This is a genomic window from Pseudomonas sp. MDT2-39-1 (assembly GCF_054898085.1).
Genome location: NZ_CM142716.1, coordinates 663855 through 689841 on the forward strand (window position 1 = coordinate 663855; position 25987 = coordinate 689841).

Sequence of the window (25987 nt, forward strand, 5' to 3'; positions counted from 1 at the left end):
GCTCCTCACTACAGGTAAATCCCCTACTACAGGGTTCTGTATTCACTGCTTTTTGCTGTGTGATTTTGAATAAAAAGAATTGGAGTTGTACCGATGAAAATGTTTGGCAGGACTCTGCTGACACTGTCCTTATTGGGCGCGATTGCCACGGTTGCCCAGGCCAATGACAAGGTTCTGCGCGTCTACAACTGGTCGGATTACATCGCACCGGACACGGTCAAGAAGTTCGAAGACGAGACCGGCATTCGCGTGACCTACGATGTGTTCGACAGCAATGAAACCCTTGAGGCCCGTCTGCTCGCGGGCAAATCCGGCTACGACATCGTTGTGCCGTCCAACAGTTTCCTGGCCAAGCAGATCAAGGCCGGTGTCTATCAGGAACTGGACAAGTCGAAGCTGTCGAACTGGAAAAACCTCAACCCGGTGCTGCTGAAAAACGCTTCCGCGAGCGACCCGAATAACGGCCACGCCTTCCCGTACATGTGGGGGTCGATCGGCATCGGCTTCAACCCGGCCAAGGTCAAGGAAGTGCTCGGCGCCAATGCACCGACCAACTCCTGGGACCTGCTGTTCAAACCGGAAAACGCCGAAAAACTGAAAGCGTGCGGCATCAGTTTCCTCGACTCGCCGACGGAAATGCTCCCAGCGGCCCTGCATTACCTGGGTTACCCGGTGAACTCGCAGGACAAGGGGCAGATCGCTGAAGCTGAAGCGCTGTTCATGAAGATTCGCCCTTCGGTGGCGTATTTCCATTCGTCGAAATACATCTCCGACCTGGCTAACGGCAACATCTGCGTCGCGGTCGGTTACTCCGGCGATGTGCTGCAAGCCAAGGCTCGCGCTCAGGAAGCGGGCGACAAGGTGAAGATCGAGTACAGCATTCCGAAAGAAGGCGCCGGCAGCTTCTACGACATGGTTGCCATCCCACGGGACGCGGCGAACGTGGAAAACGCCTACCTCTTCATGAACTTCCTGATGCGCCCGGACATCATCGCCGAGATCACCAACAACATCGGCTACAGCAATGCCAACGCGGCGGCTACGCCGCTGGTGGATAAGGCAATCCGGGATGATCCGGGATCGTACCCGCCGCAAGACGTGATGGCGACGCTGTATGCCATTCCGGATATGCCGATTGGCGTTCAGCGGGTGATGACCCGGGGTTGGACGCGGGTGAAGCTCGGGAAGTAATTGCGCGCGCCCATTGTAGGAGCGAGGCTTGCCCGCGAAGGCGGTGTGCCAGTCACCATCAATGTTGAATGTGATGGCCTCTTCGCGGGCAAGCCTTGCTCCTACGGGGACGTAGGCATGACACAAATATTGGGGTTTTACCTGTTTTCCGTTCACGCAGCGCCTTACCACCGCTGCACGCCTCTCTGACGAACGGCCTCACCTGGCTTCCTCGGTTCAGGTGAATTCGGGCGCCCTCCTCGGGCGCCTTTTTTTATGAGGGGACGAGCGGCCATTCGGCCAGTGCCCGATACCGCCCCTTATGGGATTCAAACAAGACAAAGCGATCAGCCCGCAGGAAAAACTCGGGCGGCGTCGCGGACTCAGGCACCGGCACTCGATAGTCGCGCATCAACGTCAAATGCGGCCGAAACTCTTTCGGCGCATCCTCAAACCCGAACGGCAACATCGCCTGTTCCAGCGCATACACCAGACGCAGCAACTCCGGCGGTGCCTGCTCCGGCGCCAGCACCAGAACCCCTGCCCTGCGCCAGACATCCATTCGATCCAGCGCCAACCTCAACGGCGCACCCTGTACGCGAACATTTGCCGCAGCCGTGCAGATCTCGCCGATTTGCGCCACCGCCACGGCCCCCAAAAACAACAACGTCAGGTGGAAGTTTTCCGCCGGCACCGGGCGCCCGCTGCGCAGCTCAAGTGCGCTGCGCCACTGGGCAATGGCCTTGCGTTGCTCGGGCGGGCAATGGAGTGCGAAAAACAGCCGTTTGGACGGTTCATGGGATTCGTCAGTCATGCCTGGCAGCTCCTGACATGCACGTTATAGTTGAACCAGCCGAATTCAACGGGAGGGGGCCATGCGAGCAATCATCAGCAAAGAGCCATGGTGGGCGATGCCACCGAAACCGGGCCAGGATGAGTCCGAGCTGGAATGGGGCTGGCTGGTTCACTATAGCGAAGGTGAGCCGCGCTTCGAGTTCGTGAGGGAGCGGCCGACGGACAGTGAGATCCGCAACCGCAAAAGTTGCAGGATCACCCCGTCGGCGGAGTGATCCTTTGGTCGGGATCAGGCCTTCACGATCACTTCGAAACCACCAAAGACCAGGCGCTGACCATCGAAGGGCATCGGATTGACGTCCGACTGCATGCGCGGATCGTTCATGAGTTTGTCCATGCCCGCATTACGGGTGGCCTTATCGGGCCAAATGATCCAGCTGAACACCACGGTTTCGTCTTCCTTGAGTTTCACCGCCATGGGAAACGAGGTCACCTTGCCGTCCGGCACATCGTCTCCCCAGCACTCTGTGACGCTGAGCGCGCCGCTTTCCTTGAAAATGACGGCGGCGGTTTCGGCGTGTTTCTTGAATTTCTCGCGATTGGCGGTGGGTACGGCAGCGAGGAAGCCATCAACGTAGGACATGGTGTTTCTCCTTCGGTTATGGAACGGTCTGCTGGTTAGTCGATTCCGCAGGGCTCCAATCGACAGCGCCGATGCCCAAACTGACAGGCGGTACATCGGCACTCCCCGCCAGGCTGCCCTCGATCTGCGCAGCCAGGTAAAACGTTCCCGCCATCACGCCGGTGGTCGGGTTCTGCACAAGCTTCATCCAGGCCTTGTCGAACGTATTGCCCAGGCTGCTGCGAATCAGCGCCTCGCTGTCCGGCCGGTCGGCGGCCTGAATCATCGCGCGGATCCCCGCCACCCCCACCGTAATCAATCCCCCCGCGAGTTTTCCGGCCGCCGCAGCAACGGCACTGGCTGCGCCTCGAGGGGCCATTTCGGCTTCCATCCGTTGGCTGGCGCGCTTGGCCACCGGCGCCATCGCCGTGTCGGTCGACCCGACGCCCCTGTCGCCGCCCGCCTTGTGGATCTTCTCGATCAACGCCGCGTAGGCCGGCAATGTGTTCAGCGGTTGGGTGTGCACGACCTGATACAACGACGCATCGCGAGCAGGCGGCGGGCCCAGTGCAATCGCCGGAATTTTCTGCAGGCGGCCGTTGAGCTGGGCCATCGGCACGCCGTGGCGCTGGGAGATTCGCTGCAGTTCTTCCTGAAGAATGTCCACGTAGAAGGCCGTCGCCAGGCTGAGAATCGCATCAGGATCGATCTCCACCGCGACCGGCGCCAGCACGCGCTTCTGGTATTGCTCCAGCAGGTAGGCCGCCAGGCGCTTGGCCGAGGCATCCTGTTCACCCGCAGCGCTGAGGGTGTACCAGCTGACCTTCACCGAGAGCCATTCCTGGGTCCAATAACTGCTGAACCAGGGAATGAAGTTCTCTTCGGTCAGTTGGTAGACGCGGGTACGCCAGTAATCCATGGCACCACGGGCGTAGATTTTGGTCTGCTCGGTGGCCGATTTCGACGCTGCGACAATCTCCTGGTCCACCTGCCGCCAAGTGCTCTCGGCCACCACCACGATCGGCACCACCACCGGGGCACGCACGGGCGTGGCGCATCCCGCCAACACTACCATCACGGCGACGATCAGCGAACGCAGGTTCAAGATCGCGGTTTCCTACAGTGATCCCCGGACGGTATGCCCGGTGCTCGAAAAGCCTATTTATTTGAGTATAGGTGGCGGTGTTTGTTCGCTTGGGGTGGATGGACGGCTTATGGCCTCATCGCGAGCAGGCTCACTCCCACAGGGTTTAGCGTCGTTCGCAAATCTGTGTTTCGCCGAAGAACACTGTGGGAGCGAGCCTGCTCGCGATGGGGCCCTCAACATCACCATCAACGACGTCGATACTCACCATCGCGATGATTGCCTTCCGCAAAAAAAACCACCAGGCGCAGGATCACCCCATCCCAAGGCACAACCCCACACCGGAGGGGCAAATCATGTTGATCCATCTCCTGACCTGCCTGGCCCTGACGGCCATTACCCTGACTGTTTTCTCCTACATCGTCCTCGCCGAGGAGCGCAGATCATGATCCACGCCATCAGCCTCTCCGTAAGCTTCCCGGTGTTCGGCAACAACCTCTATTCGCAGGAATTCGTCTCTCGCAAGGAGCTTTCTCTGGTGTGCGACAAAAAATTCGAGGCGCTGCTGATACCGGCAGCCGCGAACCACTTCAACAACGAAGTGGTCGGGCTCAACGATCAGTTCCGGTTTCTCAATGACGTATTGGTTGAGCATCTGCTGGAGATCGAGCTGGCTCAGAGCGCGCCCCGGTCTTCGCGTCAGTTCACGTTTTAGGATGAGGCGGGCCGACGAACGGCCCTCACCTTCCCACTGTTTCCTCCACCACAGAAAAACCGGTCCGCGCCGTCGGACTCAAGCCCTGATACGCCAACACCGGTTGGCAGCGTGAGGCTTTCCAGCACCTCGCCGGTGTTCGGGTCGACTCGCCGCAATTCACCTTCCTCTCCTTCCCAGGTACCGTGCCACAGCGCGCCTTCCACCCAGGTCACGCCGGTGACGAAGCGGTTGGACTCGATCGTGCGAAGAATCTTGCCGGTGTCGGGGTCGATCTGATGGATCTTGCGTTCCCGATACTGGCCTACCCACAGCGTTCCTTCGGCCCACGCGAGCCCTGAGTCGCCGCCGCCGCCGGGCGCAGGAATGGTGCCGAGTACCCGGCCGTTTGATGGATCGATCTTCTGGATGCGATCCTCGGCGATCTGGAACAGGTGCTGGCCATCGAAGGCTGTTCCCGCATGGGCGGCGACATCGATGGAACGCAGCGTCTTGCCGCTTTCCGGGTCGAGGGCGTTGAGTTTTTCTCCGGAGGCGAACCAGACGTGCTGGCCGTCATGGGTAACGCCATGCACGCTGTCGACGCCCGGAAAGGGTCCGTATTCTCGGATGATTTCGGCGGATGATTGCTTCATGGTTGTATCCTCTTCGTTGGGGGGGTGGAATGGATCCTAGTCACCCGGCACCCACGCTGTGAGTAACAAAGTCGTCGCGAATCCCGGCATCGGTGGCGTCATCCAGCGCCGGGCCCGCCCGCGACCAAACGCCTGCACTTTTCCGGCGGTGGCCAGCGCGTCGAGCGAACGCTGCACGGTGCGCTGACTGGCTTTCAGCGCCAAGGCGAGCGCAGAACTGGACCACGACTCGCCGTCGGCGAGGAGGGCGAGTAGCGCCGCCTGCGGTTCTTCGATGGGCCGCGCCAACACCACAACGTCGTCCGCAACCCGTGGTTGCAGCGCAAACCCGCGTTTCGTCGCGCTGACACCGGCCAGCGGATCCAGCGCCGCGCGAAGTCGACCGATTTCGACGCGCAGGCGCGCTCGATGGGACTCATCGGTGAGCTTCAAGCGAAAGGCCTGGGTGATCAGCGCTTCCCTTGCCACATCCCCGGGCCAGGCTTCGGCCAACGCCCGCACGAGGGTAAACAACACCGGGCGTTTGGCCAGGGACACCGACATTCCAGCGCCGCGCACGCCGTATCGGCACGCGTCCACCACCAGGGATGTTGACCCGAGCAGCGCTTGCACTTCATCCAGCAACAGGGGGCGTTCTTCACCACGAGCAATCAGGCGCGCTGCGGGCGTGTTGAGGACTTGAGCGGCGTGTGCGACCTCGGCGGTCAGTGCGGGAATACCGGCGTAGAACGCAGCACGCTGAGCCCTTTCGAGGGCAGAGCGCGCCCTTTTTGTTTCGAGTCGCCGCACGGCGATCCCCGCCACCACCAGCTCATGAACGGCGCGCAATGCCGGTGGCAGTGGCGCAGGGTCAAGCTCGGCGAGCAGCCCTTCGACCTCATCAAGATGCCCGATCAACAACAACCGTCGAATCTGCAAATACCGCGCATGGGCCGCATTCAGGCCATCGCCATGCGCCTCCAGCGTCACTCGCGCCGCTTCGAGCGCTTTCACCGGCCAACCCAGATCTCGTGAAGCCAGGGCAATTTCGGCCTCGGCAACCACGCACCGCGCGCGGGCCACTGGCGCTTTCGGACCGAAGGCGCGCGCGGCACTGCGCACCAATTCCTTTGCCCGAACCAGATCGCCCAACTGCGCCATGGCGATACCGCGAAGCGCCAATGCCGGTGCATCGTCGCGTAGGGCAACCCGGTTCAGCGCACCCAAGGGATCACCCGCTGCGAGAGCGTGCGCTGCAGCGGTAATCAGCGAGTCCATTTGAAATGCGCCACACGTGCCACTCCCACGGTTCGATGCCCGTTGATGAGTCTATCTCACACCCACCAAACAGCCCGCCGGTAAAGCGCAATCCCTGTGGGAGTGAGCCTGCTCGCGATGATGGCGGTGTTTCAGTCGGTATCAATGTTGGCTGATACACCGCCATTACGCCCTGAGCCTTTCCGTCAACGCGGTTTTGCTGTGTCCAGCTCGCTGGTCATCGCGGGCGTTTGGCCTCCTGCACCCACTCGCGCGGGCTAGTGCCGGTTATACGACGAAAAGCCCGGGCCAACGCCGAGGGGCTTTCATAACCGACTTCATCAGCGATCAGCGCAATGGACTTGCCTTCGCGCAAGCGTTTCTGCGCCAGGCTGATCCGCCAGCTCACCAGGTAGTCGACCGGCGTCTGCCCCACCACCGAGCGAAAGTATTCGGCGAAACTGGCGCGGGACATGTTGGCCGCCGCCGACAGTTCGGCCACGGTCCAGGCCTTGCCGGGCGAGTCGTGCATCAGGCTCAAGGGGCGCGCCAGGCGCGGGTCGGCGAGACCGGCCATCATGCCGGGCGTCTGATCCCGGCTGGTCAGAATGTGCCGCAACAACTGAATCACCAGCAGTTCGAACAGTCGGTCCATCATCGCTTCGCGACCACAAATGCCGCCGAACGCCTCGCTGAACAGCCAGTCCAGCGTACCGGCCATCGTCGGGATGCTGTCGAGTTTGAGCACCAGGTACTCAGGCAGCGCGGCGGCCAAAGCATTGCCCGACCCACCGTCGAATTCCAGGGTGGCGCACACCAGTTGAGTGCCCGACGCTTCGCTGGCAAACAACCGATGACGATAAGGCCGCGGAAAAAAAATCAGCGTTGGCTCGTTGAGCTGAAGGTCTCGCTCATCGGCCAGTTTGAGTGTCAGTTCGCCGGCCTGAAGCAAATGCAGGTGCCCGGTGGCCTGATAACCATCAAAGGCCGTGGCACCACAAAAATCCCCACTGTGGAAAGTTCCGGCACTGACACCGAAATGCGTGAGCAAGGTGGACAAGCGATCCATGGAACGACTCCCGGGGACATATCTGGACGATCTGTCGCATATCCTCGACGACTTGCACCCTCAAGGCCAGCGTTGATCAATAGCATGGACCCCGTACCCAGCGCATACCAAGCTTGAATCTACGGAGCATCACCATGAGCCGAATCACCACCCTGAGCCTTGAACACGCCACCGACACCACCCGCCCGCTGCTGGAAGGCGTGCAGAAAAAAATAGGCTTCTTGCCCAACGTCTTCAAGACACTGGCCCATGCCCCCGCCGTACTTGCTGCCTATCTGCAACAGTCGGTAGCCCTGGGCAAAACGTCCCTGAGCGCCCCTGAGAAAGAAGCCATTTTTTTGGCCACTTCGCAGGTCAATGGTTGCGACTACTGCTTGGCGGCGCACACCCTGTTTGCCGGCAAGGTCGGGCTGTCCGCACAAGACATCCTTAGTGCCCGGCAGGGCCAACTCAATGCCTTCGCCACGCTGGCCCAGCAGATTACTGAAAGTCGCGGCCACTTGAGCAACGAGCAAATTGAAGCGGCGCGTGCAGCCGGTATTACCGACGCCAAGATCATCGAGGTGGTTGCCCACATTGCCTCGCAGACCCTGACCAACTACCTCAACAATCTGGCCCTGACCGAGATCGACTTCCCTGCGATCGACGCTTGAACCGGATCTCCAATCCGAGGAGTACACACCATGAGTACTGTGACGCTCTACACCACTGACACCTGCCCCTACTGCCGCAATGCCAAGGCATTGCTGGCCAGCAAAGGCATCGCCACCCGGGAAATAAACGTTCAGTCGGACCCCGGCAGATTCCAGGAGATGCTCACCCGCAGCGGTCGTCGCAGCGTGCCGCAAATATTTATCGGTGACACCCATGTCGGAGGCTTCGACGACCTGGCCAAACTGGACCGTCAAGGTACCTTGTTGTCGATGCTGGCCTGAAGCTGTGATCCAGAGCCCCCTTTCCTGGCAAGACTTCTATCACCCAATAGAAGTCTTGCCAGGTCGTTTTGCCACTATTCAATTAAATTCTGGCTAGCTGTACGATGACCGACGATGGGTTGCTGATAGGCCGACAAGCCTTCCGCATCTGAACAACAAAAATCCCGCCCAGGAACACCTGAGCGGGATTTTTTATGCCAACAATTTAGGCAATCGGGATCAGCGGATCAGCGGCTGCCCATGCCGTTTTGCGATTGGCCACCGGAGGGTAGATCCACACGGTGTTGATCTGGGTTTTCAGCGACTTGCCTTCCTCCTTGACCAGTTTGACCTGGCGGTCCCAACCTTCGGTGTAGACCGCACCCCAGGCCCCCAAATCCAGGCAGGTCACGTACTTCGGCTGACTGTACGGCGTCGGGTCCACGCCGAGGATCTGCGCGGCGACGTTGTTGCCCGCATGCCGACCCAGGACGATGGCGTGTTGGCACGTCATCAGGGCGTAGTTACCGATGTCATCAGACGCGGCGTAAGCCACATCGCCCGTGGCGAAAATGTCGTCCTGGCCGATGACTTTCAGATGCGCGTCGACGTGCAGGCGGCCGAGGTGATCGCGTTCGGCCGGGATCTGCTCGGTCAGCGAGCTGGCCCGCACACCAGTGGTCCAGACCACAGTCTTTGCGTCGATGCGTTGGCCATCGGCCAGGGTCACACCGTTTTCATCGACGGCAACCACCGAAGACTTCAAGCGCCATTGCACGCCCAGCTCAGTGCTGGCTTCGGCGATCGACTGGGCGATTTCGCTGCCCATGGACGCACCGACTTTTTCACCGCGATCAACGATGCTCACTTCAATGTCGGCCTTGTCACCGAGGATGGCCCGCAAGCGCGCCGGCATTTCAGTCGCCGTTTCAATCCCGGTGAAACCGCCACCGGCCACCACCACGGTGTTACGCGCCTTGCTGTCTGGCAGCTTGGCCAGGGATTTCAGATGGTTTTCCAAGCGGATGGCTTGTTCAATCTGGTCCACGTCGAAGGCATGTTCGGCCACGCCCGGGGTGTTGGGCAACGCAAGACCGCTGCCGGTGGCCAGAACGAGTTTGTCGTAGCTGCACACTTGTTTGGCACCCGACGCATCGGTGTAGCCAACGTGTTTTTGCTGCACATCGATGGTTTCTGCGGCGCCCTTGATGAACTTCACACCGACGGCATCGAACAGCTCACCGATCGGTGCGGCGAGTTGATGAGCATTCGGCTCGTAGAAACGCGGACGTACACGCAGCTCGGCCTGAGGCGCCAGTACCGTGACTTCTACGTCGTTATGATTATGGATGTCGAACAGGCGCGTGGCGCTTAATGCCGTCCACATGCCACCGAAACCTGCGCCGATGACCAGAATGTGCTGTTTCATTGTTTAACTCCGAAGAAGACCAAAGGCTGAACCCGTCGCCGAGCCGACAACGGCGACTATAGTGATCCGAGTTGCGAGAAGCAACGACCTTCTATCGATGCTTGCCATCACAAATCCAGATACCTCGATAATTCAGACAAAAGCCATGATCTATAAGCAGCACAGGACAGACAGACGATTTAACCGATGTCGATGGCTCGTTGCACCTGCAACCATCGGCTGGTAACATTGGCGAATCATTCAGTCGGAGATAACCATGTCTCTTTACAGCGCAGGCGTTGAATATGGCATTCATTGCCTGCTTTTTCTGGTAGGCGATTACGGCGATAGCCGTGAGGCGAGCGTGCGCGACCTCGCTGAGCTGCAAGGCGTGCCGCTGGATTACCTGGCGAAAATCTTCACCAAGCTGGCCAAGGCCAAACTGGTGGTGGCGACCGAAGGCGTGCGCGGCGGGTTCAAGCTTGCACGGCCGGCTGACGAAATCAGCGTGCTGGATATCGTTAACGCCATCGATGGCCAAAAGCTGATCTTCGATTGCCGTGATATCCGCGAGCGTTGTGCGCTGTTTGACGGTTCACCGCCGACATGGGCCGTGGAAGGTCATTGCTCGGTGCATGCGGTGATGATGACCGCGCAGCAACGCATGGAAGACGCCCTCGCCCAGCAGACCATTCTCGACCTGGCCCGAAGGGTCGGACGTAAAGCCCCGGCCGACTTCGGCGCCCAGGTGGACACCTGGATGAATGATCGTCGGGAAAAGAAAAGCAGCACCAGCACGTCGGTCGATCAGGAGCAGATCATCCCGGTGGCTGATATTTCTGACTGAATGTGAAGGTCGCGGGCTAGCCTATGGGCAAACCCGATCGGAGCGCTCTATGATTAAACCCCATGACAACCCTGCCTGCGATTCGCCAACCCTGCCCGCCCGGCGCCTGCGACTGCGGGCGTGACCCGCTGCTGGAAACACCGGGCGCGGACGTGCGCATCCTGCTGCTGACCCGCGCGGAAGAAAAACGCCTGATCGAACGACTGGAAACCCTCCAGAGCCTGGCGGACCTGGAAAAATTGCAAAACCGCATGTACGCACAACTGGGCATCCGCGTGGACATCGCCCCAAGCTTCAACGAAGTGCGGACCATGCGCGGCATCAGCATCAGTCTCGGCGAATTGCCCGGCCTGTGCCGCAAAACCCGACAGTCAATCCCGGCCGCCATCCGCCGCAGCCTCGAGAACCGCCCGCAGATTGCCTACGAGATTCTCAACGCTAACGACCTGTTGCGCGACGCCTGAGGTCAGCCCCATGAACCTCGTTCTCGAATTCCCCGTGACAGACGAAATACTGACGTCGTATGCCTTGGCGATTGGCGCTGACCTGCCGGGTTATCGCAATCACATTTATCGGGTGCTGAACTTCTACAGCGCCATCAGCGGCATTGAAAACCTGCCCTCCGAGGCCGTGCAAATCGCGGCGGCGTTTCATGACCTGGGCATCTGGACGGATGGAACCATCGATTACCTGGAACCCTCGGTTCGCCTGGCCACCGACTATCTCGCCAACCGGCAACTGTCGCACTTGAACGGCGAAGTGACGGCGCTGATCCTGGAACACCACAAAGTGCGGCCCTACGCTGCCGATCATGCGCTCAGCGTCGAGCCCTTCCGGCGCGCCGATGTCATTGATGTGTCCCTCGGGCTGCTGACGTTCGGCCTGCCACGGGTCTACATTAAAACGGTGAAATCGGCCCTGCCCAATCATGGATTTCACTGGATGCTGCTCAGGCAAACCGCTCGCCAATTCCTTCGTTCGCCACTCAAGCCGTTGCCCATGTTTCGCTGGTGAAACAGGTGTCGGCCACGACGTTGCCCATTCCTTGAAAAGGCCCTTTAACAGGATCAGCGGTCATACACAGACGGCCAAGCGCTGCTATGCCTTCACAAGGGGCAAGAAGCTGTAGACACAGCGTCACCGTGGTCCCGGCGCCAACCCGGTGCGCACAGACAAACAGGTGCCAATCCGTTGAAGGAGGTGGCAAATGTTATTCATCGTCAGTTGGTCGATCAATTCGGACAACCGTAACAAGGCGATCGAGCGTTTCCTCAAGACCGGGGCCGTTCCACCTGCTGGCGTCAAGATGCTCGGGCGCTGGCATGCCGTCGGTGGTTCGAGCGGTTTTGGCGTAGCAGAGGCCAGTGATCTGGTGCCGATTCAGAAGTGGGTGCTGGAATGGAACGACATCATGAAGATGGACGTCCAGGCGGCACTGACCGATGAACAGATGGCGCCGCTGCTGGCGGGCACGGTCGGCAAGTAGAGGTCATCGGGCGGCGGGTACTGCTCGCCGCCTCTCGACCCGAAAACACGTTCATGACTGACTGGAAAATTCGGCGGGCGAACCTACGCTCATCGCGAAGGAGCCGGTTTTCAGCCAGGGTTTTCTTGCCTGGACTGGCCGGGCCGACCCTGCCCCCCCCACGGAGTAGAAAGCATATGAACCTGTCGCAGAGACTGTTCATCGGCGCTGCACTTGCCAGCCTGTTGCTCGGCGGGTGCACCTCGAAAATCACCGAAAAAGACCAGTACTCAGGCTTCCTGTCCAACTACAACAACTTGCAGCAAGTCACCACCACCAGCGGCGAGACCGCTATGCGCTGGGTTAGCCCGTCGTGGAATCCGGATGCCTACAACACCGTCGCGTTCAACAAGCTTGAGCTGTACCCGGCGCCGCAGCCCAACGAGCGGGTCAATCGGCAAACCCTGGATGAACTGCAGAACTACATGACCAGCAAGGCCAAAAGCGTGCTGGGCCAGAAATACCGGGTGGTATCGAGCGCAAAAGCAGCACCGGCCGGTTCGAAAACCCTGATCATGCGCTCGGCGATCACCGGGGTGAACGCCGAAAACGAAGGCATGAAATGGTATGAAGTGGTGCCTGTCGCGGCCGTGGTCGGTGGTGTTTCCGCTGCCAGCGGGCATCGGGATCAGGACACCACGTTGTTCATCGAGGCCGAGTTTATCGATGCGAGCAACAACCAGACCGTGGCCAAGGTTGTGCGCAAGGTGTTTGGCAGCACCCTGGAAAATGCCAGCCAGAAAATCACCGCCAAAGACTTCAAGGTAGCGATCGACAAACTGACCAGCGATTTGCAGGCGTTTTTCCGCTAACGGCAATCTTGTAGCAGCTGCCCTGTGGCGAGGGGATTTATCCCCGTTCGGCTGCGAAGCAGTCGTAAAACCTGAACGCACGGTCTATCTGATGCACCGCGTCGTCTTAATTCACGACTGCTTCGCAGCCGAACGGGGATAAATCCCCTCGCCACAACGCGTTGCTCGGCAGCTGCTACAAAGGGGCGGCTAATCAGGGGTTATTTTTTCATGCCGACCCGTCGACGCATGTCGGCGGTGATCGCTTGCCGGGTTTTCTTCAGGTCCGCCCAGGGTTCGTCACCCACTTCGGCCAGGCGTTCCTGCACGTTGTGGATGTTCCACTGATTACCACCCTTCAATTCAGCCACCTCATCACGAAAGACCGGCACCGACACCGGCATCCCTTCGCGGGTGCGCGCGGCGTAGGCGCAAATGGTCGTGGCGCCCAGACCGTTACGCAGATAATCGATGAAAATCCGCCCAACACGATTCTTCGGTCCCGACACCGCGGAAAAACGCTCCGGCAGCAACCTGGCCATGTGGCTGACAATCGCATGGCTGAAGTCCTTCACCTCATCCCAACCCAACTTGCGAGTCAGCGGCACCACCAGGTGAATCCCCTTGCCGCCGCTGGTCTTGAGGAAGGCCTTGAGCCCGAGTTCATCGAGCACCGACAGGGTCAACTGGGTCGCCTCGACCATGCTTTTCCACGGCAGCGCCGGGTCCGGGTCGAGGTCGAGGACGAAGCGGTCAGGTTTATCAAGGTTGTCCGAGGTGGCGTTCCAGGTGTGCAGTTCCACGGTGCTCATCTGCACGGCGCCAATCAGGGCTTCGGCGTTGTTGATGATCATCACCGGTTGGCCGGTGAGCTCCTTGTCCAGCGTGGTGATCCCGGGAATGGCCAGGCGCTCGGCATTCTTCTGGAAGAACAGTTCGCCGGCGATGCCGTCCGGGGCGCGCACCAGCGCCACTGGCCGGTCCTTGAGTTCGGGCAGAATCCATTCGGCGACGCTGGCGTAATATTCCGCCAGTTGCACTTTGGTGGTGCCGCTGCTGGCGTCTATTACCCGATCCGGGTGAGTAATGCGCACCTTGCCCGCACCGAGGCCGATCTGAGACGGCGCGGGCGCTGCCTTGGCAGGCTTCTTTTTCGCCGAGGCGGTCGGTTTGGCAGCGGCGGCTTTCTTGGTGGTCTGGGCTTTCACGGCTTTCGGACGCTCCTCAGTGATGTCTTCGGCGGGTTTGTCATCGCGCAAGCCATGGAACACCGCATGGCGAACCGAACCGTCCTTGGTCATCTCGGCGAACGCGACTTCTGCGAGCAAAACCGGTTTGAGCCAATGCACACCCTTGGCTTCAAAACCGGCCGGCGGATTGACCACCGCGGGCTTTTTCGCCAGCAACGGTTTCAGCTGTTCGTAGATGTGCTTGAGCGTGGTCTCGTTAAAACCGGTGCCGACCTTGCCGGTGTAGCGCAACTCGCCGCTGTCCCGGTCATGCAAACCCAACAGCAACGCACCGAAGGCATTGCGCGAGCCTTTCGGATCGGTATAGCCGACCACGACGAATTCCTGCCGATGCTTGCACTTGAGCTTGATCCAGTCACTGCTGCGCCGGGACACGTAAGGCGAACCCAGGCGCTTGCCGATCAGCCCTTCCATTTGCATCTGGCAGGCGCTGTTGAGCAAGGCTTCCGGTTCTTCGCCGAACGCGTCGGAGAAGCGCAGCAGCGGGTCTTTGTTGGGTTTGAGCACCGTCGCCAGCGCGACCCGTCGTTCCTCGACCGGCACCTCGCGCAGGTCTACGCCATTGAGGTAAGGCATGTCGAACAGGTAGTAAACGATGTCGCCACTGCGATTGGATTCGAAGGCATTTTGCAGCGCCTGAAAGTCAGGAACGCCCTGCTCGTCCGCCACCACCATTTCACCGTCGAGCCAAGCGGATTCGAGGCCCAGCGACGCCAGTGCCTCGGCCTGCTTCGGCAGTTTATGGGTCCAGTCGTGGCCGTTGCGGGTAAAGAGTTTTACCTCGTCATGGTCGATGCGGGCCATGATCCGATAGCCATCGAACTTGATCTCATAGCTCCAATCGCCCTGCGGGGCTTTCTCCACCAGCGTCGCCAGTTCGGGTTTGAGCTGGGCGGGCAGTTTGGCTTTGTGAGCGCCGGTGAGTTGGGCTGACTGCTCCTTCGGCGTGACCTTGCGCGCCGGCTTCTTCACCGGTTTGGGTTTGTCGGCGGTCTTCGCCTTCCTGGGGACGATGGTCCGGTCACTGAGCACGCTGTCCGGCTCGGCGACGACCACGTCGTAATCGCTTTCGGGTTTGGCCGCACCGTCCTGATGCTTGATCAGAAACCACTGTTCCTGCTTGCCCGGCATGTGCGTGCGCACCAGGTTCCACAGGCCGCCGAGTTTCTCGCCTTGCAGCTCGAACTTAAGCTTGCCCTTGGCATAGGCCTTGGCCGGATCTTCCTGCGGGATCCACACGCCGCGGTCCCAGACAATCACGTCGCCTGCGCCGTAATGCCCTTCGGGAATGCTGCCCTCGAAGGTGGCGTAGTCAATCGGATGGTCTTCAACGTGGACCGCCAGGCGCTTGACCTTGGGGTCCAGCGAAGGGCCTTTGGGCACCGCCCAGCTCTTCAGTGCGCCGTCGAGTTCCAGGCGAAAGTCATAGTGCAACCGCGAGGCATCGTGTTTCTGGATACAGAACTGCAAGGCATGGTCTTTCGCGGCTTTCCGGGCCGAACGTTTCGCGGCAGGTTCTGAAGTCGCCGAGAAATCGCGCATGCGGTTGTAATCGTCCAGATTCTTGTTCATGGAGCACCTGCTGACTCAACGCTTCCCCCAATACCGGGGCCGACGCGCGTAACGATCAGGGCCACGACCGCAATCCGCTCGACCCGTTGATAGCCTGGGGTCAGCAGTTCTTCACCGAACACGTCGGGATCGAGTTCGCGATAGGTCCAGCCGAACATTGCCGATTCCAGACGCGGAATCAGCGCCTCCAGAAACGGATCCTGGCCATCGATCATTGCCACCCCGGTGTACAGCACCAAAGAACCACCGGGCGCCAGGCGATACAGCGCCTGCTCGACAATGCGTAACGACAATTGCGCGCCCAATTCGCCACCGCCATGGCGGTAAGCACGCTCTGCAGGGTCGGCCATGTACGGTGGATTGGCGACGATCAGGTCGAAATGGCCGTCGACATCCTGCAGCACATCGCTGGCTTCGACGGTGACGTTAGTGACTTCGGCAAGCGCCGCGTTGACGGCCGTCAGGCGCAGCGCCGCCGGGTTGATGTCGACGGCCAGCACTTCAGCCTCATGGCGTGCGCGGGCGATCACAATCGCCCCGACACCTGCGCCGCACCCAATGTCCACGGCGCGTCTTATCGGTGCGAAGGTTTGTTGTAGATGCGCATGAATCAGCTGCGCGAAACGGTAAGTGTCCGGGCCGAAGAACACCGCATCAGCCGCATCGGTGGGGAACCCCGAGTGAACGAACAGCAGATCGTCCAGGCTGGACCAGCGCACGCGGCTTTTCAGTCGGCCGTTGCTTTCTTGAAGGACGCCCGCCTGCTGCAACTGCCGCTGTTCATCCGTCGACAGCAGGCCAGGTTCGAACGAGCGCGACCAGCCAAACACATCGCGCAAGGTCCGCGCGTTTTGCCCGAAGGCACGGTCATTCACCCGCTGGTGGGTAAGCGGCGTCGGGGTGATGAACCGGTAGCCATCGGCCTGCAAGCGGCGCCCCAGTTGCACCAGCGCCAGATCGGCAGCGTCCAGTTGCTCTTCCTGATTCATGCAGTGCTCCTATCGCAGGCTGGATTTGAGTTCGATAAACCGTCGCGTCGCCATCAGGCCGGCAGGATGGGAATGCCGATGGGCCGACAGCCACGGAATCAACACTTGCATCTGCTCGTGCGCGGCGAGCCCGTCCAACGCGGTTTGCAGGCTCTGGATATCCGGGTCGTTGTCGGACATGGGCGGTTCTGTCGCGACACTCGTGCCCCGGCGAACCGCTGTGACTGAGCGCTCAGGCGTCCATTCGCCGGCAATCCAGTCATGCAGCAGCTGTTTTTCATAAGGGCTGAACACCCCGAACATGGCGGCGCCGTCCCCCTCGATCAATTGCCAGAAACGGCTGTCTTGAGGGTCTTGATGACGTTTGATCCAGCCCTTGTTTTCCAGGGCGGTGAGGAAGCCCGGCAACTGCTCTGGCGCCGATAGCCATTGGTTGACGGTCTTGCCTTCAAAACGGCAGTAGTCGGAATGCATGTGCTGGCCGAACGGGCGCTTGCGCTCAAGCATGCTCAGCAACTCTGCGTCGAGGTCGAACGATTCGATGATCGCGCGACTGCCCTGCCCCAGATCATTGAGCCGATACCCCAACGCGACCCGGCGCAGAAAGTCTTCTCGATCGCCTTCCACCGGCAGCAGTTGCAGCACCGACTGCACGGCTTTGTGCGCGTGGCCGGTGCTGGCATTGTCGATGGTCACGTGCAGGGTGAAGTAATACGGATCGATGCCCAATTCGCTGAGTTCATAGGCGCTGATCAGCAAATGCAGCGGCAGTTGTTCGTAGCCGAGGTTGTAGCCGATCGCCTCAGGCAGAAACTCATCGGCGGATTCGCCCAGCGCCAGTTGTATCGCGCCTTGCAGGTAATGTTCGTCGGCAATCACGCCAGTGTCTTGCAAACCATGTTCGGCAAGGAGCTTGCGGTAGATAACCACATGGTTCTGCGCCGGGTTGCCGTCGCCCAGCTCCTCTAGATAAGTGCAAATCAGCCCTTCGAAACGCGGGTCCCGCCAATAACGCAACAGGCCATACAGCCACGCGCCGTCGACCAGTTTGGTCGGGGCAACGGCTTGCAGGAAAAACAACGCGTGCGCCTTGTTGGTGAAAAATTGCCGGGGCCCGCCGTCTTTTCGTTGTTGCAGGTAATCGGCGTATTGGCGGGCGACGTCAACGCTGTGCTGTTCGACGAACGATTGCAGCGCTGACAGGTCATTCGGCATTTCCTGCGGCAGGTCGATGGCGTGCTCGAGCTGCGCCTCGAGAAAGGTCCGGGCGAGTGCGCGCCGTTGCTCGGGGTCGTCTCCCAGCAGCAGCTGTTCATAGGCCTGTTTCAGGCTCCCGGCGGCCGGGATCGGGTGTGCGTGGGCGGGCCACGATTCAAGTCGTGTCAGGGCAGTCATGGGCGCATCTCTCGGTCTGAGGCCAGTGGCAGGACGCTGAATCAACACGTCTCTACTTCAGAAGAGCGATTTGCCCGGAAAAAAATTCAATCGGCGTTGAAATTGCCCTGACGGACGGGCCTGTGGGGCGAAGTCCAGCCGGCGCGCCAGGCATATACTCAGCGGGTCGGATTCATCTTCGGAGAGCAATCATGCGAACGGTGCACGTCATCGAGCAATCGCCGGCGCCGGTGAACGTCGTGGGCGAGGCAATCACGATCCTCGCGGGCGGCGATCTGAGCAAACCCTTTGAAATGCATATCCAGGAAGGCGTGCAAGGCGGAGGGCCGCCACCGCACTTTCATCCGTGGGACGAGGCGTTTTACGTGGTCGACGGCCAGGTCGAAGTGACCGTGGCGGGCAAGTCCACCACCGTCTCCGCCGGAGGTTATGTGCATATTCCCGGGGGCTCCATCCATGCCTACAAGAACATCAGCCCTACCGCGAAGATGATAGGCGTGGTGTCCGACCCGCGTGGCGGGCAGTTTTTTGCGGCCGTGCATCAATTACGAGTGCCGGAGGATTTGCCCCGGATACTGGAGATTGCCGAGGCGCATGGCGTTATCTTCCTGGTGCCGAAACCTGCAGGTTGACCGCGTTAACGTTCTTCGCTAGCAGGCTAGCTCCCACAGGGATCTTGTGCACACCGCAGATCTCACTGTGGGAGCTAGCCTGCTAGCGAAGGCGGCCGGAAAAGCAACCTGATTTTTGCAGGCACACCTTAAGCCGCGCCACTCTTGGCCTGCTGTTCCAGATGCACTTGCAACTCCGGATCGATTTTCAGCGCGGCAGCCAGTTCATCCAGATAGCTGCGCTCGGCCTCCTGCTGATCATCCACCAGCATCACGCTGGCCAGGTACATTTCCGCCGCAATCGCCGGATCCGTCGCCGACTGCGCCACATCAGCAGCATCCAGTGGCCGGGCAACTTCGTCGTCCAGCCATTGCTGCAGTTCCGGGTCATCGGTGTGGCGGCCGATTTCGGTACTGATCATCTGTTTCTCGGAGTCGTCGATCCGGCCATCGGCCTTCGCTGCAGCTATTAATGCGCGCAGGACTGCATGGCTGTGGTCCTCGACTTCCGGGCCGGATAGAAGATCCACGGTGCGCGGTGCCTGTTGCGGCGCACCAGCCTGATTGCGTTGCCACGCCTGATACGCCTGAAAGGCCATCATTCCGAGCGAAGCCAGGGCCGCATAGTGGGTGCCGCCACCCGAGCGGGTCCGGGTCGCGCCGCCCATGGGTGAGCCGCCGCCCAGCAGACCACCGAGCAAACCACCCAATCCGCCACCGCCCGCGCTTGAGCCGGCGCCACCACCCAACAGGCCGCCAAGCAATCCGCCCAGACCGCCGCCGATGCCTCCCTGAGCGGATGCGCCACCCTGTTGCGCCCCGGAGCCCCGCAGAAGTTGTTCGAGCAAATCGCTGGTGTTCATGACGACGTCCTCATCGATGGGAGTGACCCGGTCAGGCAACAATAGTCCTCGCCGGCAAATGCGCCACCACCGTTTGGCTGACATGAAATCGACCGGACTGGCGAAGCAAACGAGACAATCTCAGTCGAGCAAGAACCCTGTGGCGAGGGGATTTATCCCCGTTGGGCTGCGAAGCAGTCGTAAATCCAGACAATTCAGTATGTCTGAACGGACGTTGAGGGCCGCTTCGCGACCCAACGGGGCGGTGCGACGTTTCGCTAAATCCCCTCACCACAGGTTCTTGCTCGCCTGAAGCACCGTATTTAAGTGATCAGCACCACAGATTAATCCAGAGTATTTCTTGCCGGCCCAGCTAAGATTCACAGACGGTGAACCTTATTCCCGGATTTCCGGTCGATACCTGCAACCGAACCGGTTTGCCGCCGCCCTCGATGATGAGGGTGATGACTGGCTTGCTTCACTTTTTGGAGAACGCCCCGTGATATCCACCCTACACATCGCCAGGCTCAAAGCATGGGGCGCCCATGGTTTTACCGCCACCGGCGTGGTCACTGCCTTCCTCGCCACCCTCGCCTTGCTCGAAAACCAGGCCACCAACTGCCTGCTGTGGCTGGGCGTGGCCCTGATCGTCGATGGGCTTGACGGTGCCCTGGCGCGCAAGGTCAATGTGCAGTCGGTGCTGCCCAGCTTCGATGGATCGATCCTCGATCTGGTGATCGACTACCTGACGTATGTGTTCATCCCCGCGCTGTTCATCTATCGCTACATCCCGTTGCCGGACTACACGCTGCTGCTGACCGTATCGCTGATTCTGGTCTCGTCGCTGTTTTGCTTCTGCAACGTCAACATGAAAAGCAAGGACAACTACTTCCAGGGCTTCCCCGCCGCGTGGAACGTGGTTGCCCTGTGCCTGTACATCATCGCCCCGTCGCCGTGGATTACCTTCTTGACCGTCATTGGCCTGGCGTTGCTGACCGTGACTCGCATGAAGTTCCTGCACCCGTTCCGCGTACGCAAGTTCATGCCGATCAACATCGCCGTAACGGCCATCTGGTTGCTGTGCAGCTTGTCGCTGGTGGTCAACCATCCGGTCATCAACCCGATGGTGATGGGGCTTTGGCTGCTGATGTCCGCTTACTTCCTGGGGATCTGCATCTGGCGCACCGCGATGGAGTGGTTTGACGGATCGCGTCAAAAGTAACCTGGCATGGCCATCCATATCGTACGACTCGGCTCACCCCGCTCACCCGATGAAGGGCTGCGGATCGGCACGGTACGCCGCCCACCTCGCGGTGTACCGAAGGCCGAGTTTGCCAGTCGGGACTTTTATGATGTGTGGCAACCGCTGCTTTCGCCGAGTGCGGAACTGGTGGCCGAGGCCAAAGCGGCCGAGGATGAAAAGGCCTGGGAGGCGTTCAGGCGCAGGTTCAAGGCTGAAATGAACCATCCCGCGCCCAATCAGTTGCTGGATCTGTTGGCCGCCCTCTCCCATCAAACCTCGCTGGCGGTTGGGTGTTATTGCGAAGTTGAGGCGCATTGCCATCGTTCCGTATTGCGGGAACTGCTGAAAGCACGCGGCGCCAAGGTTGCTTAATGAAAATGACCACCGCGAATCCCTTGTGGGAGCGGGCTTGCTCGCGAAAACGGAGTGTCAGGCAACATCATCGTCGACTGACACGCCGCCTTCGCGAGCAAGCCCGCTCCCACAGGGGATTTGTGTGTTCAAGGGATTGAAGTAGCAATATGAAACCCCAGATAAGGCCTGCCACCCCTGCGGATGCGGCCACCATCAGCCAGGTCATCATCCAGTCGCTTCGCCAGTCCAATGCCCTGGACTACCCACCCGAAGTCATCGCGCAGGTGGAGAAAAGCTTTTCCACCGAGTCCATCTGCACTTTGCTGACCCAGCGCCAGGTCTTTGTCGCAACCATCGATCACCGCGTAATCGCCACCGCCAGCCTTGATCACGATGTCGTGCGCAGCGTATTTGTCGACCCCGCCCATCAAGGGAACGGACTCGGCCGGCAATTGATGGCAACGATCGAAACCCTCGCCACCGATGCGAACATCGAGGTACTGCGCGTCCCCTCCTCCATCACCGCAGAAGCCTTCTACTCCAAACTGGGCTTTCGAAAGATCCGCGATGAATTCCACGGTGCCGAGCGCACCATCATCATGGAACTGCGCCTGCCCCGGGCCGCCGGACGAGATGTTGATCATGGTCAATACTTAAGGGATTGAACGGCTATTGAATGACCGCTGTCTCTTCGTTCACCCACGGGAGGTTTGCCATGTCTGGTCAATCACGCTTCATGCTGGTCGCCTCGCCACTGATGGAGCACAGCCCCGCCTTCGACAGGGCTGCGGCGCTGGCCAAGGCCGAAGACGCGGCGTTGCACATCGTGGCTTTCGATTATCTGGAAGGCCTGGCCACCGCCAGCCTGGTCAACGAAAAGGCCCTGGAGCAGATGCGCCTGGGCTACGTCGATCGGCACCGTCAGTGGCTCGAAGAACAAGCCCGGCCCTTGCGCAAGATCGGCGTGCACGTCACTACCGAGGTGGCATGGGTCGAAAAACCGCTGGAAGAAATCCTGATTCACCTCAAAGAGCAACCGATGGACGTGCTGATCAAGGCACTGGAGCACGAATCGCTGCTGTCGCGGCTGATGTTCACCCCGCTCGACGTGCATTTGCTGCGCGAATGCCCGGTGCCGCTGCATTTCGTCAGCCATGCCGTTCACGCCCTGCCACGCCGGATCGTCGCGGCGGTCGACCCCTTCCATCGCGATGATCACTACAAAACCTTCAACGACCGGATCCTTCACGAAGCGGCGAAACTGGCCAGTGCCTGCAACGCCGAACTGGATGTGGTCTATGCCTATGACCTTTCATCCATCAGCGCGGACGAGTTCGGCTTCGACAATGGTTCGGCGTTTTTCTCCTCGGGCAAAGCAAAAACCCTGTTCGACTACCAGGAAGACGCCTTCAACGAATTGGCCGAGCGCAACGGCATCGCGCCCGAGCAACGGCACATGATCATGGGCAACCCGGCCAAGGTGCTGACCCGTTATGCCGATGCCTATGACGTCGACGTGATTGTCATGGGCCGGGTCGGCCATCGCGGCTTGGGCCGGTTGATCGGCAGCACGGTCGAGCATCTGCTGTACAAAATGCCGTGCAGCGTGTGGGTGGTGTACACCGAGCGGTTGGATGAGTGAGCCTGCTGAAAACACCACATTCCCCTTGTAAGAGCGAGCGGTGCGGCGATCCGACTTGCCCGCGAAGGCGCAGTGTCAGTCGACAAATATGTTGCCTGACACTCCGTCTTCGCGGGCAAGCCTCGCTCCTACAAGGGGTTTTGTGATGTCTGGTCAACGTCGGGTGATCACCACTTCGAGGTATTCACTCGGCACCACCAACGATTTCTCTCCCGCCCTGTTCATCTTGTTGATCAGTCCGGTCAAGTCGCTTTCCAAGGCCTGGCCACTTTCGGGAGGCAGCGCCGCGAAGGCCTTGTGGACCGGGCCGTACCAGGTGCGAAAAATGTCGATGAAGTGCGCCGCCGAGCGGTAGCGGAAGTTGAAGGTCCGCCGCGTCACCTGCACCAGGAAGCTGCGTTCATCGAACTGCGAGTGCAACCAGGCTTCGTTTCCCCAATTTGAGGGCGGTTGCGCGCCGGCCGGTGGCGGCATGTGCCGGCCCAGGGTCTTGAACATCTGGCCGACAAAGCCTTCAGGCGTCCAGTTGGCCAGGCCGATGCGGCCACCGGGGCGACAGACGCGCGCCAGTTCCGCGGCGGCTTTGGGCTGGTCCGGCGTAAACATCACACCGAAGGTCGAGAGCACGGCATCGAAGCTCGCGTCTTCGAACGGCAGTGCCTCGGCATCGGCGACCTGGAAGGTCACGTCCAGGCGTTCTGCCCGGGCCCGGTCTTCGCCGCGTTCCAGCAGCGCGGGGACGTAATCGGTGGAAGTGACGCTGCAGCCTCGGCGTGCGGCGGCCAGCGTCGCATTGCCGTTGCCGGCGGCCACGTCCAGCACACGCTCGTCGCAGAGCAAGTCACAGGCTTCGGCCAGTTGCTCGCCGACAATCTGCAGGGTGGTGCCGATCACGGCATAGTCGCCGCTGGCCCAGGAGGCCATCTGGCGGTTTTTCAAGGCAGTGAGATCAATGGGTGTACTCATTAAGTCAGCTCCGTAAGGTTGGAACGCTGCCCCGGCTTATTCCGCCGTGGTCGGATCGATGATGTTCATGACTTGAGAAATGCGGTTGGCCGGGAAACCGCTCTGCCGGGCGTGCTCCTGAATCAGCGCTTCGCTGGGCGAGATGTACACGCAGTACAACTTCTCGCCCGTGACATAACTCTGAAGCCACTGCACCTGCGGCAACTCGCGCAAAGCCCGGCAGGACTTTTGCGAAGCGGCTTTCAAATCCCTTTCTGACAGTGTTCCAGCACCTGGAATCTCGCGTTCGATAACGATTTTCGGCATGGCAACCTCTCATTCTTGTTATTGATGACAGGGTCGGCAGTGACCCTGTAGGCAAACTATCGCCCTGCCGCACGCCGCCGTCCTGCCCGATCGTCGGGCAACACTGCCCGATCGTCCGGAGAATTCACGTTTGGCGCAGACGCGCTCACAATCGGAAAGCCCTCAGCTCGGGAAAACACCATGGACGCCCTGTCCCAAACCCTGCGCGTCGTCCGCCTGGTCGGTGCGATTTTCATCAATGCCAGGTTCACTGCGCCCTGGTACTACCAGTCGCCCAACTCCGACACCGCGGCACCGTTTCTGGAGCCCGGCGCAGAGCGGGTGGTGATCTTTCACTTGATCACCGAAGGCGAGTGCTATGTCGAGATAGGCAACGATCCGCCGCTGCGGCTGACGGCCGGCGATGTGGTGGTGTTCCCTCAGGGCGACGCCCATCGCATGAGCTCTCAACCGGGATTGACGCCAGTCACCGGCAAGCGGCTGGACGTGGTGCTGGCGCGCCGTCCCCGGCAACTGAGCTATGGCGGTGGTGGTGCGGTCACGCGTCTGGTGTGCGGTTATCTGGCGTGCGATACGCGGTTGGCGGGCATGTTGCTAACCGGGTTGCCGGCGGTGGTCCGGGTCAATGTGCGCGGCTCGAATGCCGGTATCTGGCTGGAATCTTCGGTTCGGCAGCGTGGCGGCGCAATCAGGAGAAAAAACCAATGGCCCACGGCGCGCAGCCAGTGAGCCATTGATTTCGCGGGTTACGCCGCAGGTGCCTTGGTCTCTTCCAGCAGTTGCTGAATCATTTTCTCCTGGGTTTCGTAGGCGCCTTCACCGAAGTGGGTGTAACGCACCTGGCCCTTGGCGTCGATCAGGTAGTGAGCGGGCCAGTACTGGTTGTCGAAGGCGCGCCAGATCGCGTAGTTGTTGTCGATGGCCACCGGGTAGGTAATGCCGAGCTCTTTGACCTGATCCTTGACGTTGTCGATGATGCGCTCGTAACCGTATTCAGGGGTGTGGACGCCGACGACCACCAGGCCATCCTTCTCGTATTTCTTCGCCCAGTCCTTCACGTACGGCAAGGTGTGCTGGCAGTTGATGCAGTCGTAGGTCCAGAAGTCCACCAGCACCACTTTGCCTTTGAGCGAGTCATTGCTCAGCGCTGGCGAGTTCAGCCATTGCACGGCACCGGACAGCGACGGCATGGCGCCTTGGGCGTTGTCCATGGAGTCGGCCTTGACCTTGCTGACGAAGTAGTCGACGACTGTCGGTACGCTTTCCAACACGCCTTTCTCAAGGGTGCTGACGCCTTCGGACGAAGTGCCGGCGAGCAATGTCCTGTCGGCACCGGTGGAAATCACCGCCACGGTAGCCAGCACGGCAACACCGGCACCACGACGCAGCCAACCGGTGACCGGGATCGACGCTTTCAAGCGATTGACCAGGCCGCGACCGGTGAAGATCAAGGTGCCCAGGGACAACGCGCTGCCCAGGCCGTACGCCAGCAGCAACAGGCTGGTCTGAGCGTTAGCGCCTTGCAGCATGGCACCCGTGAGGATCACCCCGAGGATCGGCCCGGCACACGGCGCCCAAAGCAGACCGGTGGCCACGCCGATCATGACCGAACCCAGCGGGCCGGACATTTTGCGAATGTCGGGGTCGAGGCGATTGCCCAGCGCCACGAACGGACGGGCCATCCAGTCACCGACACGGGCGGAAACCAGCGACAGGGCGAACAGCGCCATCACGATGAGGGCGACATGGCGACCGGTGTTGTTGGCTTGCACCACCCATTCGCTGCTGACCACGGCCAGGCTGGAAATCAGGGCGAAGGTCAGGACCATGCCCCCAAGGGTGAGCAGGATGGATGAACGCGTGCGTTTGACCCCGGCGAACAGGAACGGCACGACCGGGAGGATGCAAGGGCTGAGGACGGTCAATATGCCGCCCAGGAAAGCGATGAGAAACATAGTAATCACCTTGAAATATGAAGGGCGACACACCACCGATCCCTGTGGGAG

At 60.4% G+C, this 25987-nt stretch carries 29 protein-coding genes and 1 pseudogene; 16 read left to right on the forward strand and 14 right to left on the reverse strand.

Annotated features, from left to right (window positions below):
• Positions 1-93: 93 nt before the first annotated feature.
• A complete protein-coding gene (locus tag ACYZTM_RS03390) occupies positions 94-1191 on the forward strand; it encodes a polyamine ABC transporter substrate-binding protein (protein WP_461987024.1) in 1098 nt (365 codons plus the stop codon).
• A gap of 253 nt (positions 1192-1444) precedes the next feature.
• Here the strand turns inward: ACYZTM_RS03390 and thpR are convergent, their stop codons facing one another.
• Positions 1445-1984 carry an RNA 2',3'-cyclic phosphodiesterase gene (gene thpR, locus ACYZTM_RS03395; protein WP_461987026.1) on the reverse strand — a complete coding sequence of 180 codons (540 nt, stop codon included), beginning with the start codon at positions 1982-1984 and terminating at the stop codon, positions 1445-1447.
• A gap of 61 nt (positions 1985-2045) precedes the next feature.
• Between thpR and ACYZTM_RS03400 the strand changes: the two genes are divergently transcribed.
• On the forward strand, positions 2046-2240 hold the full coding sequence (locus ACYZTM_RS03400) for a hypothetical protein (RefSeq protein WP_131062293.1): 195 nt from the start codon (positions 2046-2048) through the stop codon (positions 2238-2240).
• Positions 2241-2254: 14 nt separating this feature from the next.
• Here ACYZTM_RS03400 and ACYZTM_RS03405 read toward each other — a convergent pair whose 3' ends face one another.
• Together ACYZTM_RS03405 and ACYZTM_RS03410 are read right to left on the reverse strand one after the other, a co-directional pair.
• Positions 2255-2608, reverse strand: a complete 354-nt coding sequence (locus tag ACYZTM_RS03405) for a DUF1428 domain-containing protein (RefSeq protein ID WP_461987028.1) — start codon at positions 2606-2608, stop codon at positions 2255-2257.
• A 16-nt stretch (positions 2609-2624) separates the two neighbouring features.
• The gene (locus tag ACYZTM_RS03410) at positions 2625-3692 is read right to left on the reverse strand and encodes a hypothetical protein (RefSeq protein ID WP_461987029.1); all 1068 of its coding nucleotides are present in this window, start codon (positions 3690-3692) and stop codon (positions 2625-2627) included.
• Positions 3693-4116: 424 nt separating this feature from the next.
• On the opposite strand from ACYZTM_RS03410, the gene ACYZTM_RS03415 reads away from it, so the two are divergent.
• Positions 4117-4386 (forward strand): hypothetical protein, encoded by a 270-nt coding sequence (locus tag ACYZTM_RS03415; RefSeq protein WP_461987031.1) that lies wholly within the window; start codon positions 4117-4119, stop codon positions 4384-4386.
• On the opposite strand, the gene ACYZTM_RS03420 is transcribed toward ACYZTM_RS03415, so the two are convergent.
• From ACYZTM_RS03420 to ACYZTM_RS03430, 3 genes are all read right to left on the reverse strand, one after another.
• The gene (locus ACYZTM_RS03420) at positions 4383-5021 is read right to left on the reverse strand and encodes a Vgb family protein (RefSeq protein ID WP_461987033.1); all 639 of its coding nucleotides are present in this window, start codon (positions 5019-5021) and stop codon (positions 4383-4385) included. The two genes, ACYZTM_RS03415 and ACYZTM_RS03420, sit on opposite strands and share 4 nt — an antisense overlap.
• Positions 5022-5057: 36 nt before the next feature.
• Positions 5058-6278, reverse strand: a complete 1221-nt coding sequence (locus ACYZTM_RS03425) for a helix-turn-helix domain-containing protein (protein WP_461987035.1) — start codon at positions 6276-6278, stop codon at positions 5058-5060.
• 217 nt (positions 6279-6495) lie between these two features.
• A complete protein-coding gene (locus ACYZTM_RS03430) occupies positions 6496-7326 on the reverse strand; it encodes an AraC family transcriptional regulator (protein ID WP_461987037.1) in 831 nt (276 codons plus the stop codon).
• A gap of 134 nt (positions 7327-7460) precedes the next feature.
• Between ACYZTM_RS03430 and ACYZTM_RS03435 the strand changes: the two genes are divergently transcribed.
• Both ACYZTM_RS03435 and grxC read left to right on the forward strand, forming a co-directional pair.
• The gene (locus ACYZTM_RS03435; protein WP_461987039.1) at positions 7461-7979 is read left to right on the forward strand and encodes a carboxymuconolactone decarboxylase family protein; all 519 of its coding nucleotides are present in this window, start codon (positions 7461-7463) and stop codon (positions 7977-7979) included.
• Positions 7980-8009: 30 nt separating this feature from the next.
• The gene (gene grxC, locus ACYZTM_RS03440) at positions 8010-8261 is read left to right on the forward strand and encodes a glutaredoxin 3 (RefSeq protein ID WP_461987041.1); all 252 of its coding nucleotides are present in this window, start codon (positions 8010-8012) and stop codon (positions 8259-8261) included.
• A 205-nt stretch (positions 8262-8466) separates the two neighbouring features.
• On the opposite strand, the gene ACYZTM_RS03445 is transcribed toward grxC, so the two are convergent.
• Positions 8467-9669, reverse strand: a complete 1203-nt coding sequence (locus ACYZTM_RS03445; RefSeq protein ID WP_461987043.1) for an NAD(P)/FAD-dependent oxidoreductase — start codon at positions 9667-9669, stop codon at positions 8467-8469.
• A gap of 256 nt (positions 9670-9925) precedes the next feature.
• On the opposite strand from ACYZTM_RS03445, the gene ACYZTM_RS03450 reads away from it, so the two are divergent.
• The 5 genes from ACYZTM_RS03450 (at position 9926) to ACYZTM_RS03470 (ending at position 12832) form a co-directional block, all read left to right on the forward strand.
• Positions 9926-10495, forward strand: coding sequence for an RrF2 family transcriptional regulator (locus ACYZTM_RS03450; RefSeq protein WP_461987045.1), 570 nt, complete (start codon positions 9926-9928; stop codon positions 10493-10495).
• Positions 10496-10557: 62 nt separating this feature from the next.
• Positions 10558-10959, forward strand: a complete 402-nt coding sequence (locus ACYZTM_RS03455; RefSeq protein WP_461987047.1) for a hypothetical protein — start codon at positions 10558-10560, stop codon at positions 10957-10959.
• Positions 10960-10969: 10 nt separating this feature from the next.
• Positions 10970-11509, forward strand: coding sequence for an HD domain-containing protein (locus tag ACYZTM_RS03460; protein ID WP_461987049.1), 540 nt, complete (start codon positions 10970-10972; stop codon positions 11507-11509).
• A gap of 193 nt (positions 11510-11702) precedes the next feature.
• Positions 11703-11981: a DUF3303 domain-containing protein gene (locus ACYZTM_RS03465; protein ID WP_131062304.1), complete on the forward strand. Its 279-nt coding sequence runs from the start codon at positions 11703-11705 to the stop codon at positions 11979-11981.
• Between the two features lie 176 nt (positions 11982-12157).
• Complete coding sequence (locus ACYZTM_RS03470) at positions 12158-12832, forward strand: DUF3313 domain-containing protein (protein WP_461987052.1); 675 nt, start codon at positions 12158-12160, stop codon at positions 12830-12832.
• 200 nt (positions 12833-13032) lie between these two features.
• Here the strand turns inward: ACYZTM_RS03470 and ligD are convergent, their stop codons facing one another.
• Genes ligD through ACYZTM_RS03485 form a run of 3 tightly spaced genes read right to left on the reverse strand, consistent with a single transcriptional unit; the run spans position 13033 to position 18017 of the window.
• On the reverse strand, positions 13033-15633 hold the full coding sequence (gene ligD / locus ACYZTM_RS03475; protein WP_461987054.1) for a DNA ligase D: 2601 nt from the start codon (positions 15631-15633) through the stop codon (positions 13033-13035).
• Positions 15630-16622 carry a methyltransferase gene (locus tag ACYZTM_RS03480; protein ID WP_461987056.1) on the reverse strand — a complete coding sequence of 331 codons (993 nt, stop codon included), beginning with the start codon at positions 16620-16622 and terminating at the stop codon, positions 15630-15632. Before ACYZTM_RS03480 ends, ligD begins: the two co-directional genes overlap by 4 nt.
• A 9-nt stretch (positions 16623-16631) precedes the next feature.
• Positions 16632-18017, reverse strand: a complete 1386-nt coding sequence (locus ACYZTM_RS03485; RefSeq protein ID WP_461987058.1) for an iron-containing redox enzyme family protein — start codon at positions 18015-18017, stop codon at positions 16632-16634.
• Positions 18018-18208: 191 nt separating this feature from the next.
• Between ACYZTM_RS03485 and ACYZTM_RS03490 the strand changes: the two genes are divergently transcribed.
• Entirely contained in the window at positions 18209-18649 is a 441-nt protein-coding gene (locus tag ACYZTM_RS03490) for a cupin domain-containing protein (RefSeq protein WP_131062309.1), read from the forward strand.
• Between the two features lie 128 nt (positions 18650-18777).
• Here ACYZTM_RS03490 and ACYZTM_RS03495 read toward each other — a convergent pair whose 3' ends face one another.
• Positions 18778-19491, reverse strand: coding sequence for a tellurite resistance TerB family protein (locus ACYZTM_RS03495; RefSeq protein ID WP_461987060.1), 714 nt, complete (start codon positions 19489-19491; stop codon positions 18778-18780).
• A gap of 478 nt (positions 19492-19969) precedes the next feature.
• On the opposite strand from ACYZTM_RS03495, the gene pcsA reads away from it, so the two are divergent.
• The 4 genes from pcsA to ACYZTM_RS03515 all read left to right on the forward strand — a co-directional run bounded on the left by pcsA (position 19970) and on the right by ACYZTM_RS03515 (position 22709).
• Positions 19970-20692: a phosphatidylcholine synthase gene (pcsA, locus tag ACYZTM_RS03500; protein ID WP_131062312.1), complete on the forward strand. Its 723-nt coding sequence runs from the start codon at positions 19970-19972 to the stop codon at positions 20690-20692.
• A gap of 6 nt (positions 20693-20698) precedes the next feature.
• Positions 20699-21085, forward strand: a complete 387-nt coding sequence (locus ACYZTM_RS03505) for a DUF488 domain-containing protein (protein ID WP_131062313.1) — start codon at positions 20699-20701, stop codon at positions 21083-21085.
• Between the two features lie 149 nt (positions 21086-21234).
• Positions 21235-21732 (forward strand): GNAT family N-acetyltransferase, encoded by a 498-nt coding sequence (locus ACYZTM_RS03510; RefSeq protein ID WP_461987063.1) that lies wholly within the window; start codon positions 21235-21237, stop codon positions 21730-21732.
• Between the two features lie 50 nt (positions 21733-21782).
• Positions 21783-22709, forward strand: coding sequence for a universal stress protein (locus ACYZTM_RS03515; protein ID WP_461987065.1), 927 nt, complete (start codon positions 21783-21785; stop codon positions 22707-22709).
• Positions 22710-22862: 153 nt separating this feature from the next.
• On the opposite strand, the gene ACYZTM_RS03520 is transcribed toward ACYZTM_RS03515, so the two are convergent.
• Together ACYZTM_RS03520 and ACYZTM_RS03525 are read right to left on the reverse strand one after the other, a co-directional pair.
• On the reverse strand, positions 22863-23675 hold the full coding sequence (locus tag ACYZTM_RS03520; RefSeq protein ID WP_131062316.1) for a class I SAM-dependent methyltransferase: 813 nt from the start codon (positions 23673-23675) through the stop codon (positions 22863-22865).
• Positions 23676-23711: 36 nt separating this feature from the next.
• Positions 23712-23981: a DUF4242 domain-containing protein gene (locus ACYZTM_RS03525; RefSeq protein WP_131062317.1), complete on the reverse strand. Its 270-nt coding sequence runs from the start codon at positions 23979-23981 to the stop codon at positions 23712-23714.
• A gap of 180 nt (positions 23982-24161) precedes the next feature.
• On the opposite strand from ACYZTM_RS03525, the pseudogene ACYZTM_RS03530 reads away from it, so the two are divergent.
• Positions 24162-24653: pseudogene (locus ACYZTM_RS03530) on the forward strand (cupin domain-containing protein); the annotation flags it as partial.
• 74 nt (positions 24654-24727) lie between these two features.
• On the opposite strand, the gene ACYZTM_RS03535 reads toward ACYZTM_RS03530, so the two are convergent.
• Entirely contained in the window at positions 24728-25936 is a 1209-nt protein-coding gene (locus tag ACYZTM_RS03535) for a cytochrome c biogenesis protein DipZ (protein WP_461987068.1), read from the reverse strand.
• Between the last annotated feature and the right edge of the window lie 51 nt (positions 25937-25987).